The sequence below is a fragment of the Pseudomonas sp. Tul2A7 genome, from assembly GCF_054790505.1.
Genome location: NZ_CP186499.1, coordinates 2174270 through 2187123, shown reverse-complemented (window position 1 = coordinate 2187123; position 12854 = coordinate 2174270). Strand labels below are relative to the sequence as shown.

General features: G+C 60.4%; 9 protein-coding genes. 4 read left to right on the top strand and 5 right to left on the bottom strand.

What is annotated here, in order from left to right:
- Positions 1-23: 23 nt before the first annotated feature.
- Positions 24-1847: a sodium-extruding oxaloacetate decarboxylase subunit alpha gene (oadA, locus tag ACOYXJ_RS09760; protein ID WP_460369204.1), complete on the bottom strand. Its 1824-nt coding sequence runs from the start codon at positions 1845-1847 to the stop codon at positions 24-26.
- Between the two features lie 11 nt (positions 1848-1858).
- Positions 1859-3274, bottom strand: a complete 1416-nt coding sequence (locus ACOYXJ_RS09755; protein ID WP_025112637.1) for an acetyl-CoA carboxylase biotin carboxylase subunit — start codon at positions 3272-3274, stop codon at positions 1859-1861.
- Between the two features lie 189 nt (positions 3275-3463).
- Between ACOYXJ_RS09755 and ACOYXJ_RS09750 the strand changes: the two genes are divergently transcribed.
- The gene (locus tag ACOYXJ_RS09750; protein WP_095119741.1) at positions 3464-4426 is read left to right on the top strand and encodes a LysR family transcriptional regulator; all 963 of its coding nucleotides are present in this window, start codon (positions 3464-3466) and stop codon (positions 4424-4426) included.
- On the opposite strand, the gene ACOYXJ_RS09745 is transcribed toward ACOYXJ_RS09750, so the two are convergent.
- The 3 genes from ACOYXJ_RS09745 to ACOYXJ_RS09735 all read right to left on the bottom strand — a co-directional run bounded on the left by ACOYXJ_RS09745 (position 4368) and on the right by ACOYXJ_RS09735 (position 8674).
- Positions 4368-4571 carry a PA3496 family putative envelope integrity protein gene (locus ACOYXJ_RS09745; RefSeq protein ID WP_008078845.1) on the bottom strand — a complete coding sequence of 68 codons (204 nt, stop codon included), beginning with the start codon at positions 4569-4571 and terminating at the stop codon, positions 4368-4370. The genes ACOYXJ_RS09750 and ACOYXJ_RS09745 overlap by 59 nt on opposite strands.
- A 238-nt stretch (positions 4572-4809) precedes the next feature.
- Positions 4810-5676, bottom strand: a complete 867-nt coding sequence (hexR, locus tag ACOYXJ_RS09740; protein ID WP_008078846.1) for a transcriptional regulator HexR — start codon at positions 5674-5676, stop codon at positions 4810-4812.
- A 127-nt stretch (positions 5677-5803) separates the two neighbouring features.
- Positions 5804-8674, bottom strand: coding sequence for a putative bifunctional diguanylate cyclase/phosphodiesterase (locus tag ACOYXJ_RS09735; RefSeq protein ID WP_460369201.1), 2871 nt, complete (start codon positions 8672-8674; stop codon positions 5804-5806).
- 257 nt (positions 8675-8931) lie between these two features.
- On the opposite strand from ACOYXJ_RS09735, the gene uvrD reads away from it, so the two are divergent.
- The 3 genes from uvrD (at position 8932) to ACOYXJ_RS09720 (ending at position 12834) form a co-directional block, all read left to right on the top strand.
- Positions 8932-11115 (top strand): DNA helicase II, encoded by a 2184-nt coding sequence (gene uvrD, locus ACOYXJ_RS09730; protein WP_016984013.1) that lies wholly within the window; start codon positions 8932-8934, stop codon positions 11113-11115.
- Positions 11116-11412: 297 nt separating this feature from the next.
- Positions 11413-12288: a Tim44 domain-containing protein gene (locus tag ACOYXJ_RS09725; protein ID WP_095119739.1), complete on the top strand. Its 876-nt coding sequence runs from the start codon at positions 11413-11415 to the stop codon at positions 12286-12288.
- Between the two features lie 138 nt (positions 12289-12426).
- Complete coding sequence (locus tag ACOYXJ_RS09720; protein ID WP_329516754.1) at positions 12427-12834, top strand: SMI1/KNR4 family protein; 408 nt, start codon at positions 12427-12429, stop codon at positions 12832-12834.
- The last annotated feature ends 20 nt before the right edge of the window (positions 12835-12854 follow it).

The following is a 12854-nucleotide window of genomic DNA, read 5'->3' as shown; positions in this document are numbered from 1 at the left end:
AGCGTTGGATCGCGGCGGTTATCTCAGCCTTCGATCTCGATCAGAATTTCGCCCGGGTTGACCCGATCACCCTTGGCCACATGAATCGCGGTGACCTTGCCGGCAATCGCTGCCTGGACTTCGGTTTCCATCTTCATCGCTTCGGTGATCAGCACAGCCTGGCCGGCCTTGACGGTATCGCCTTCCTTGACCAGCACATCGACGATGTTGCCCGGCATGGTGGTACTGACGTGGCCCGGTGCCGAAGCCTGCTTGCGCTTGCTGCTACCACCGCTGACGAACTCGTTGAGCGGCTCAAACACCACTTCTTCCGGCATGCCGTCGATGGACAGGTAGAAGTGACGCTTGCCTTCAGCCTTGACGCCAACACCGGTGATGTCGACGCGGTAGGTTTCGCCGTGGACGTCGATAACGAACTCGGTCGGCACGCCTTCGCCGCCAGCCTTCGTCACACCGCCAGCCTCTGGAATCGGCAGCAGCACTTCCGGCGTGAGGGTGCCGGCGGCACGTTCTTCGAGGAACTTGCGGCCGATGTCCGGGAACATGGCAAAGGTCAGCACGTCTTCTTCGGACTTGGCCAGTGCACCGATGTCGGCACGCAGCTTGGTCATTTCCGGCTTGAGCAGATCGGCCGGACGCACATCGATGACTTCTTCACTGCCGATGGCCTGACGACGCAGTTTTTCGTTGACCACGCCCGGCGCTTTGCCGTAGCCGCCCTGCAGGTACAGCTTCACTTCGTTGGTGATGGTCTTGTAGCGCTCGCCGGCCAGCACGTTGAAAAATGCCTGGGTGCCGACGATCTGCGAGGTCGGGGTCACCAGCGGCGGGAAGCCGAGGTCTTCACGCACGCGCGGGATCTCCGCCAGCACTTCTGCCATGCGGTTTAGCGCGCCCTGCTCTTTCAACTGGTTGGCGAGGTTGGAGATCATCCCGCCCGGCACCTGGTTGACTTGCACGCGGGTGTCAACGGCAGTGAATTCGCTTTCGAACTGGTGGTACTTCTTGCGCACGGCGTAGAAGTACAGACCGATCTCTTGCAGCAGCTCGAGGTTCAGGCCGGTGTCGTACTCGGTGCCCTTGAGTGCAGCAACCATCGACTCGGTGCCCGGGTGACTGGTGCCCGACGCGAAGCTGGAGATCGCGGTGTCGATGTGGTCGGCGCCGTTTTCGATCGCCTTGAGCTGGCACATGGTCGCCAGACCGGCAGTGTCGTGGGAGTGGATGAACACCGGCAGCGATTGCTCGGCCTTCAACGCACGAACCAGTTCACCGGTGGCGTACGGGGTCAGCAGACCGGCCATGTCCTTGATCGCCACCGAGTCGCACCCCATGGCTTCCATTTGCTTGGCTTGCGCCACGAACGCATCAATGGTGTGCACCGGGCTGGTGGTGTAAGCGATGGTGCCCTGGGCATGTTTGCCGGCCGCTTTCACCGCTTCGATGGCCACGCGCAAGTTACGCACGTCGTTCATCGCGTCGAAGATGCGGAATACGTCGATGCCATTCACCGCAGCTTTGGCGACGAAGGCTTTGACCACGTCGTCGCTGTAGTGACGGTAGCCCAACAGGTTCTGCCCGCGCAGGAGCATTTGCAGACGCGTGTTAGGCAGTGCCGCGCGCAGTTGGCGCAGACGCTCCCACGGGTCTTCTTTCAGAAAGCGTACGCAGGCGTCGAACGTCGCGCCGCCCCAGCACTCCAGCGACCAGTAGCCGACTTTGTCGAGCTTGTCGCAGATCGGCAGCATGTCTTCGGTGCGCATGCGGGTGGCGAGCAGCGATTGGTGAGCGTCGCGCAGGATGGTATCGGTGACATGTATTTTTTTAGAAACTGGGGTCTTGGACATTGTTGTATTCCTCACAGGCCTGCGTGGGCGGCGATGGCGGCGGCGATGGCCAGGGCCAGCTCTTCGGGTTTGCGCTTGATCGAGTAGTTGGTCAGTTCAGGGTGGCTTTCAACGAAGCTGGTATTGAACTGGCCGCTGCGGAATTCCGGGTTGCGCAGAATTTCCTGGTAGTACGCGGCGGTGGTCTTCACACCTTGCAGACGCATGTCGTCGAGGGCACGCAGGCCACGGTCCATCGCCTCTTCCCAGGTCAGCGCCCAGACCACAAGCTTCAGGCACATCGAGTCGTAGAACGGCGGAATGGTGTAGCCGGTGTAGATCGCTGTGTCGGTGCGCACACCCGGGCCGCCGGGGGCGTAGTAACGGGTGATCTTGCCGAAGCTCGGCAGGAAGTTGTTCTTCGGGTCTTCGGCGTTGATACGGAACTGCAACGCGAAACCACGGTGCTGAATGTCTTCCTGTTTCACCGACAGCGGCAGACCGGAGGCGATGCGAATCTGCTCGCGGACGATGTCGATCCCGGTGATTTCTTCGGTGATGGTGTGTTCCACCTGCACCCGGGTGTTCATCTCCATGAAGTACACCTCGCCCTCGGCGAGCAGGAACTCCACGGTGCCGGCGTTCTCGTAACCCACTGCCTTGGCAGCACGTACCGACAGGTCGCCGATGTAGGCACGCTGTTCCGGGGTCAGTTGCGGGCTCGGGGCGATTTCAATGAGTTTCTGGTTGCGGCGCTGGATCGAGCAATCACGCTCGAACAGGTGCACGACGTTGCCGAAGCTGTCGCCGAGAATCTGCGCTTCGATGTGCTTGGGATTGACGATGCATTTTTCCAGGAACACTTCGGCAGAACCGAAGGCCTTGGTCGCTTCGGAAATCACCCGAGGGAAATTCTGTTCGAGTTCTTCGCGGCTGTTGCAGCGACGGATACCGCGACCGCCACCACCGGAGGTGGCTTTAAGCATCACCGGGTAACCGATGCGGTCGCCCTCGGCCAAGGCTTCTTCGATGTCGGCCACGTTGCCTTCGGTGCCCGGCGTGACTGGTACGCCAGCCTTGATCATGCTGCGGCGCGCTTCGGTCTTGTCGCCCATGCGGCGGATGACTTCTGCCGACGGGCCAATGAATTTGATCCCGCGTTCAGCGCAGATATCAGCCAGCTCGGCGTTTTCCGAGAGGAAACCGTAACCGGGATGCAGTGCATCGCAACCGGTTTCGACGGCGAGGTTCACCAGCTTGCGCGGGTTCAGGTAACCGGCCAGTGGCTCGGCACCAATGCTGTGGGCCTCATCCGCACGCTTCACATGCAACGCATGACGGTCGGCGTCGGAAAAAATCGCAACCGAGCGAATGCCCATTTCGGCGCAGGCTCGCACGATTCGTACGGCAATCTCACCACGGTTGGCGATCAGGATCTTTGTTATCACTTGGAGGTTCCCTTGAGCCGGTGGCACCACGACCTGCTAGACCCAGGTCGACGCGTGACCAAATGTTTCAATTTAGTCGCAGGTCCACACTAGCGCTCATGAGGGATTAACAAAAATGAATAAAAATTGGGTCAGGCATAAGTAAAGACTTATAGTTGAAACATCCGCCAGCCGCCAGAGCCTATAAAAATGCGTAAGTCCTTGATGCGTATGACATTACGCCAGCTTCAGATCTTCAACGAAGTGTGTGATTTACGCTCTTACAGCCGCGCAGCCGAGGAAATGTCGCTCACACAACCGGCCGTCAGCCTACAGATTCGTCAGCTCGAAGAGCTGATCGGGCAGCCATTATTCGATTATGTCGGCAAAAAACTCTACATGACCGAGGCCGCTGAAGCCTTGCAGCGTGCCAGTCGGGACATCTTCGGGCGCCTGGAAAATCTCGATATGCAGCTGTCGGACATGCAGGGCTCGCTGCAAGGTCAGCTGAAACTGGCGGTGGAATCCAGCGCCAAGTATTTCGTGCCGCACCTGTTCGCCGCATTCAAGCGCCAGCACCCGGAAGTGAATCTGCAACTGACCGTGGTCAACCGTGGCCAGGTGATTCGCCGGCTTTCGGACAACCGCGACGATCTGGTGATCATGTCGATGGTGCCGCAGGACATGGGCCTGGAATTCCTGCCGTTCCTGAACAATCCGATTGTCGCCGTGGCGCGCCCGGATCACCCGCTGGCGCACATGGGGCCACTGCGTCTGCAAGATCTTGAGCCTTACACGCTGCTGATTCGCGAACCCGGTTCAGGGACGCGGTTGGCGTGCGAGGAATATTTCAAAGAGAAACGCGTGCACTTCACCCAGACCCAGGAAGTAGCGTCGGCCGAAGCGCAACGAGAATGTGTGCAAGCGGGTCTGGGCCTGGCGCTGTTGACGCGCCACGCCCTGAACCTGGAGCTGGCGACCGGCGGCCTCGTCGAGTTGCCGGTCGAGGAATTGCCGCTTTTCCGTAGCTGGTGCCTGGTGCAAGCGAAAGCCAAACGCTTGTCACCGGTGGCGCACGCCTTCCTGGCGTTTATCCGCAGCGAACGTGTGCAGATCAGCGCGCTGGTTGAGCGCTTCGACGGGAAGCTGCGGGTGCCGCCTGCCAGTGAGTGATCTCGGGAAAGTCGCCGATTTCGGCTTGAAGCTGACGGAGTTCGAAGCGATCTTCGATGGCGCGGCGAAATTCCATGCGGCGCTGATCTTCCTGCTGACGACGGGTTTTCGCGGCGCTGTTGCGTTCTTCGTAGGGCTGAGCCATTTCGAGTCTCCCAAGGCGATGACGGGAGTTTCACGATAGGCGGCGGGGATGACGGTTTGGCTGCGTGTGGATGACAGTGCGATGAAACTTGCGCAGGGTTGTGGTGTTTCTGAGGACGCCTTCGCGAGCAGGCTCGCTCCCACATTTGATATCGGTATGACACAGAATTTGTGTACCCGGAGATCCCCTTTGGGAGCGAGCCTGCTCGCGATTAAGGTCGGAACGACCTTGGATGGCTTCAGTCATCCAGCGCTTTGGCGGCTTTTGGCGACAGACGCAAGCTGCGCAGACTGCGCTTCACGCTCTTGAGGTGGTTGACCAGGCTCGGCCCGCGCGCCATGGCCACGCCCATCGCCAGCACATCGATCACCACCAGGTGCGCAATGCGCGAAGTCAGCGGCGTGTAGATTTCCGTATCCTCATGCACATCGATCGCCAGATTGACCGTCGACAATTCGGCCAACGGTGTCTGGCTCGGGCACAGGGTAATCAGTGAAGCGCCGCTCTCACGCACCAGATTGGCGGTGATCAGCAGATCCTTGGACCGCCCCGACTGCGAAATACAAATCGCCACATCGGTCGGTTTCAACGTCACCGCCGACATCGCCTGCATGTGCGGATCGGAATACGCCGCTGCGGTCAGCAGCAAACGGAAGAACTTGTGCTGGGCATCAGCCGCCACCGCGCCCGAGGCACCGAAACCGTAGAACTCGACGCGCTGCGCCTGCGACATCAACGTCACCGCACGCTGCAACTCGATCGGGTCGAGCTTCTCGCGAACCTCCATCAGGGTGTGCAACGTGGTGTCGAAAATCTTCAGGCTGTAATCGGCAACCGAGTCGTCTTCATGGATCGCGAACTGGCCGAAGCTGGCACCGGCGGCCAGGCTTTGCGCCAGTTTGAGTTTGAGATCCTGAAAACCGGAGCAACCGATGGCGCGACAGAAGCGCACGATGGTCGGCTCGCTGATGCCGACGCTGTGGGCCAGGTCGGCCATGGAACTGTGCATCACCGCCGCCGGGTCAAGCAGCACGTGGTCGGCGACCTTGAGCTCCGACTTGCGTAACAGGTGACGTGACTGGGCGATGTGTTGCAGCAGATTCAAGGGGCTGGACTCTTCTTATGGGCAAGGATGTAGCACGCTTGTAGTTATACTACATGAATTGGCTTTTTGCCTGCTCAATGCGTAACTCGATGTCCCCATATCAGGCGCGATGGGGTGCATGTAGCCCTTAAAGCGGTTTGTCCTGATCGCGCAAAAGCCCGGCCAGACTGGCAGCTTCCACGGGCCGGCTGATCAGATAGCCCTGCACCTCATCGCAACGCTCGGCGCTTAAAAACTCCAACTGATCCTGTCGCTCGACGCCCTCAGCCACTACTTTCAGCGACAGCCCGTGAGCCATGGCAATGATCGCGCGAGTAATCGCCGCATCTTCACTGCCCTCACCCAACCCGCGAATGAACGCCTGATCGATCTTCACGTAATCCACAGGAATGCGCTTGAGGTAACTCAGCGACGAATAGCCGGTGCCGAAGTCATCGATGGCCAGCTTCACCCCCAGATCGCGCAACTGCTGGAAGGTCGCGATGATGTGTTCGACGCTGTCGAGCAACTGGCTTTCGGTCAGTTCCAGTTCGAGGAAGTGCGGCGCCAGCCCGGTTTCCTCCAGCACCTGGCGCACCAGACTGACCAACTTGCCCTGACGCAATTGATGCACCGACAGGTTCACCGAAACACGGATCGGCGCAAGGCCCTGACGCTGCCACTCGCAGGCCTGCCAACACGCCTGACGCAGGACGAATTCGCCGATCGGGCCGATCAGACCTGTTTCCTCGGCCAGCCCGATGAAATCCCCCGGCGGCACCCGCCCCATGGTCGGATGATCCCAGCGCACCAGCGCTTCCGCCGCATTCAAGCGCCCTGTTTCCAGACACAGTTTGGGCTGATAGAACACTTTCAGTTGCTTGTCTTCAATAGCCTTGCGCAACTGGTTTTCCAGCTGCAAGCGCTCAAGGGTGCTGGCCTGCAGGCTGTCGGTGTAGAACTGGAAGTTGTTGCCGCCCAAGTGCTTGGCGTGTTGCATGGCCATGTTCGACTGGCTGACCAGCGCAGAAATCTCCCGGGCATTGTCCGGCAGCATGCTGATGCCCATCGACGCGCTGACCACCAGTTCATGACCTTCCACGGTCAGCGGCAAGCGCAACTTGGCCGACAACCGCGTGGCCACCCGGGCCAGACTCGACAGGTTGCCGTAGGCATCGAACAGCACCGCAAACTCATCGCCGGACAAACGGGCAATGGTGTCGGCTTCCGGCAAGGCGTTGACCAGCCGGCGTGCCATTTTCTGCAGCAACTGGTCAGCAATCTCATGGCCCAAACTGTCGTTGAGCAATTTGAAGCGATCCAGATTGATGTGCAGCAACGCCAGACTGCGTCGGCCCTGACGCGAACGTTGATGCGCTTCGTGCAGTCGCTCGCGGAACAGCGAGCGGTTGGCCAACCCGGTCAGTTCGTCGTAATGGGTCAGGTAACGCATGCGCTCTTCGGATTCGCGTCGCGCTGAAAGATCGGCGAAGAAGCCGACGATATGACTGACATTTCCCCGACCATCGCGCACCGCATTCAGTTGCAGCCACTGCGGGTACAACTCGCCGTTCTTGCGCGTCTCCACCAGTTCGCCCTGCCAACTGCCATGCTGCTCGAGTGCATGACGGATCGCCACGTAATGACGGCGGGCGTCGCGGCTGCATGGCAGCTCGACGACGTTGCGCCCGAGCATGTCCTCGATGTCGTAACCGGTGACCCGGCTGAACGCCTGATTGATGGCGATCAGCGCGTAGTTCGGATCGAGAATCACGATGCCTTCACTGGCCGCTTCGAACACCGTCGCCGCCAGCCGTTGCTGCTCTTCAAGGCTTTTACTGGTGCTGATGTCGCGGCGGGTGCCGACCATGCGGATGACTCGCCCGCTGTCGCTGCGCTCGACCGCGCGGCCACGGTCTTCGATCCACACCCAATGGCCATCGCTGTGACGCACGCGGTATTCGATCTGGTAGTCCTCGGTGCGCCCCTTCAAATGCTCGATCAGCGCGTATTTCAGCGTCGGCACATCGTCTGGATGCAGGCGTGGTTTGAGGTCGCGCAGGAGCGCCGTGACGTATTCCGGAGCGAGGCCGAACAGTTCCTGAATCTGCGTGTGGTGGACTTCGTCAGTTTGCAGGTTCCAGTCCCACAGGCCCAACTCACTGGCCTTCAACGCCAGCGCCAGCCGCGCCTCGCTTTTGCTCAGGGCCTGATTGGCGGCGTCCAGTTCTCGGCTGCGCTGGGCAACGCGGTCTTCGAGTTCGACCTGGGCTTCGCGCAGCTTGCCCTCGGCGCAGCGGCGATGATCGATTTCCTTGGCCAGTTCCTGATTGAGCTGTTCGCTGCGCGACTGCGTCTGCTGCAGGTGTTCGATCAAGTGCTGATTCTGGAAGCGCCGCAGTAAACCGCGATCAATCAGCCGATTGACCTGCCACGCCACCACGCTCAGGGAGCCGAGCAAGATCAACCCGAGCCAGCCCCAGCCGCGCGCCTGCTCATCGCCGCCCCAGAACAGATAACCGATCGCCGGCAATAGACAGGGCAAGGTAAACGACAGAAACGCCGGCAGGCTCACCGCATAGGCGACGCTGGCCGACAGGGTTGCGGCGCCGATCAGGCCGAATACCCAGGCTTGTTGCATGAAGTTGTCGGCGGGCACCAGGGCGATGCCGGCGCCGGCCAGAGTCAGGCCGGTCATGGTCGAGCCGAGCAGAAACATCCGCCGCCAGATCGGTTGCGCCTGACGGTCAGGGATCGCCGAATCGAACGCGGCAACCTGAATCACCCGCAACGCCACCAGCGACAACAACCACACCAGCCAGACGCTGACCACGAAATAACGCTGCGGGCTCCAGAGCAAAGCGGCGCAGACCAGACCATTGATCAACATGAATAACGTGGGCAACAACGAGCCCTGATACAGCAGACGCGTGCGCTCCACCGCCATTTCGACGGCATAGTGCTTGCGGATAACCCGGGGTTCCACAGAGGGGCCCGACGGTTCGGCGCTGAGGGTCATGGGCAACGTTCTTGTTCTTATAAGGAGGGCGTGCGCCCGAAGCGTGGACGGAGCATACACAAGCCGATCCCGTTGCCAAACTGCTCCAGGTCATATTTTCAGCGAAACTTTTCGCCCCCGCGAAGCCAACGAAACCCGCAGAGCGAGGCAGGCTGACGCTTGCAGGGGGTGACCGACCGGTCGTCATTCGCAGCACTTTCATCGGCTAATGCAAAGCTCGGTTTGCCCGGGCCTGCGGCGCACCCTAGAATGCCCCGATGCGCGATGATCTCTCCCTTCTGCTGAACTCCCTCAACGATGCCCAACGCCAGGCCGTAGCAGCCCCCGTTGGCCGTCAGTTGGTTCTGGCCGGTGCTGGCTCCGGTAAAACCCGAGTGCTGGTGCACCGTATCGCCTGGTTGATCCAGGTCGAAAACGCCTCGCCCCACTCCATCCTGTCGGTGACCTTCACCAACAAGGCCGCTGCGGAGATGCGTCATCGCATCGAGCAGTTGCTGGGGATCAACCCGGCCGGCATGTGGGTCGGCACCTTCCACGGCCTGGCGCACCGCTTGCTGCGGGCGCACTGGCAGGAAGCCGGCCTGAGCCAGACATTCCAGATTCTCGACAGCGACGACCAGCAACGGCTGGTCAAGCGGGTGATCCGCGAGCTCGGTCTCGACGAGCAGCGCTGGCCGGCCCGTCAGGCGCAGTGGTTCATCAACGGCCAGAAAGACGAAGGTCTGCGCCCGCAACACATTCAGGCCAGCGGCGACTTGTATCTGGCGACCATGCGCGGCATTTACGAAGCCTACGAGGCGGCGTGCCAGCGTGCCGGCGTCATCGACTTCTCCGAACTGCTGCTGCGCGCCCTCGATCTGTGGCGCGATCATCCGGGCCTGTTGGCGCACTACCAGAAGCGCTTCCGGCATATTCTGGTGGACGAGTTCCAGGACACCAACGCCGTGCAGTACGCCTGGTTGCGCCTGCTCGGCAAGGGCGGCGACAGCCTGATGGTGGTCGGCGACGACGACCAGTCGATTTACGGCTGGCGCGGCGCGAAGATCGAAAACATTCATCAATACTCCTCCGACTTCGCGGATTCGGTGACCATTCGTCTGGAGCAGAACTACCGCTCCACCGCCGGCATCCTCAAGGCCGCCAACGCCTTGATCGCCAACAACACCGGGCGTCTGGGCAAAGAGCTGTGGACCGATGGCGGCGACGGCGAAGCGATCAATCTGTACGCCGCGTTCAACGAACACGACGAAGCTCGCTACGTTGTCGAAACCATCGAAAGCGCGCTGAAAACCGGCTTGGCCCGTAGCGATATCGCGATTCTGTATCGCTCCAACGCCCAATCACGCGTTCTGGAAGAAGCGTTACTGCGTGAACGCATTCCGTACCGCATCTATGGTGGTCAGCGCTTCTTCGAACGTGCGGAAATCAAGAACGCCATGGCCTACCTGCGTTTGCTCGAAGGTCGCGGCAACGATGCGGCGCTGGAACGGGTGATCAACGTGCCGGCCCGTGGCATCGGCGAGAAAACCGTCGAAGCCATCCGCGATCACGCGCGTCACAGCGATGTATCGATGTGGGAAGCGATGCGTCAACTGGTCGCCAACAAAGGCCTGACCGGTCGCGCGGCGGGTGCCCTTGGTGCGTTTATCGAGCTGATCGAGAACCTCGCCGCCAAGTGCATGGAAATGCCGTTGCACCTGATGACGCAAACCGTCATAGAGCAGTCCGGCCTGATCGCTTATCACGAAGCGGAAAAAGGCGAGAAAGGCCAGGCCCGGGTAGAAAACCTTGAGGAACTGGTCAGCGCCGCACGCAACTTCGAGAACACCGAAGAGGACGAAGAGCTGACGCCGTTGGCGGCGTTCCTCGGCCACGCTTCGCTGGAGGCCGGCGACACTCAGGCTGACGAGCATGAAGACAGCATTCAGCTGATGACCCTGCACAGCGCCAAAGGCCTGGAATTCCCTTACGTGTTCCTCGTGGGCATGGAAGAAGGCCTGTTCCCGCACAAGATGAGCCTGGAAGAACCGGGTCGTCTTGAAGAAGAACGGCGCCTGGCTTACGTGGGCATTACCCGGGCGATGCAGAATCTGGTGATGACCTACGCTGAAACCCGACGCCTCTACGGCAGCGAGACCTACAACAAGGTCTCGCGCTTCGTACGTGAAGTGCCGAAAGGTCTGATCCAGGAAGTGCGTCTGTCGAACAGCGTCAGCCGACCGTTCGGCGGCAATCAGTCGATGAGCGGCAGCAACCTGTTCAGCGGCAGCGAAATTCCGGAAACGGGGTTCAGCCTCGGTCAGGCGGTGCGCCATTCGGTCTTTGGCGACGGTGTGATCCTCAACTTTGAGGGTGCTGGCGCACAGGCGCGAGTGCAGGTGAACTTCAGCGAAGGCAGCAAGTGGCTGATGCTCGGTTACGCCAAGCTGGAAGCGATCTGACGCCGATTTTGCTTTTATGTGGGAGCGAGCCTGCTCGCGAATGAAATCACCGCGGTTGATCTGATAGACCGCGGTGCGGCCTTCGCGAGCAGGCTCGCTCCCACAGGGTTCGGTGTTCTGAGCCAATAATCCCGCTGAACCTATCTCCTTTTCCTACAGACAAAAGTACATAGGCTGATTGCCTCGCGAAGCTGAACGCGACCTGTCAGGCAAAAGCCCGAAACACTCTCTCGCTAGCCAGTAACACTTCAGCTGTGCAACATGGCGCGCGTGTCTCCACAAACGGGAATACCCTTTATGAAACGTTTTCTTAGCATCGCCATGGCGTTGTGCATCGGCCTGACGATGAGCCTCGACGCCAACGCCAAGCGCTTTGGTGGTGGCAAAAGCGCCGGCGCTGCGCCGACGCACCAGACCAGCCAGATGGCTCCTTCTTCTCCAGGTGTCGGCGGCGCTGCTGCGACCGCAGGTGCTGCCGGTGCCGCAGGCGCTGCTGCCAAGGCCGGCGGTGCTTCGAAATGGCTCGGCCCTCTGGCCGGTATCGCCGCCGGTGGCCTGCTCGCATCCATGTTCATGGGCGGCGGCTTCCAGGGCATGCAGATCTTCGACATCCTGATCATGGCCGTGATCGCGTTCGTGATCTTCCGCTTCATCGCCGCGCGTCGACGCAAGCAGCAGGAGCAGTTCGCTCCGGCCGGCGCGCCGATGCAGCGTGAAGCGTTCGAGCAGAAGCCTGCTGCCATGGGTTCGATCTTCGGCGGCTCGGCTGCACCTGCTGCCGCCCGTCCGGTGATCAACGCGCCGGCCTGGTTCAATGAGCAGAACTTCCTTGAAGCTGCACGCAGCCACTTCCAGTCGCTGCAGCAGCACTGGGATGCCAACGAAATGGACAAGATCGCCGAGTTCGTGACCCCGCAAATGCTCGAGTTCCTCAAGCGTGAGCGTGCGGATCTGGGCGACGCGTTCCAGTCGACCTACATCGACAACCTCCAGGTACAACTGGATGGCGTGGATGATCGTGCCGACAAGACCATCGCCACCCTGACCTTCAGCGGTGTGTCGAAGTCCTCGCGCTTCGACCAGGGCGAAGTGTTCAGCGAAAGCTGGAACATGGAACGTCCGCAGGGCGACAACCAGCCTTGGCTGGTTGCAGGTATCCGCCAGAACGGCTGATCCCTCACTACGCTTAACTTGCGGTAATAAAAACCCCAGCCTCGGCTGGGGTTTTCTATTTCGCGGTTGCATCTATAGCGAGCTACTGTATAAACCGGCCCATATAAACCGCGCCATTCAAGCAAGAGGATCCCGGACGTGGAAGAAATCATCGAACAACTGCGTGAAGCCAACGAACCCGTGCCGGTTCCTTTGGAGTTGCCTGACGAAGATCTGCTGGTCGAAATCGAAGAACAATTGTTCATCGACATTCCGTTTGTCTTCAGAGAGTTTTTGCTGACCGTCAGCGATGTGGTGTATGGCAGCCTCGAACCGGTGACCGTCACCGACCCGCAATCCCACACCTACTTGCCGGATGTTGCCGCCAACGCCTGGGATGTCGGTGTTGATCGCAGCCTGATCCCGATCTGTCAGGACGGCGATGACTACTACTGCGTCGAAGAAGATGGCACGGTGGTGCTGTGGCAGGCCGAAGAAGAGCTGATTGCCGAAGAAACCTGGGAATCGGTATGGCACTGGGCGCGGGACGTCTGGCTGGAAAGCTGATCAGCCAGCCGCCCCGCCAG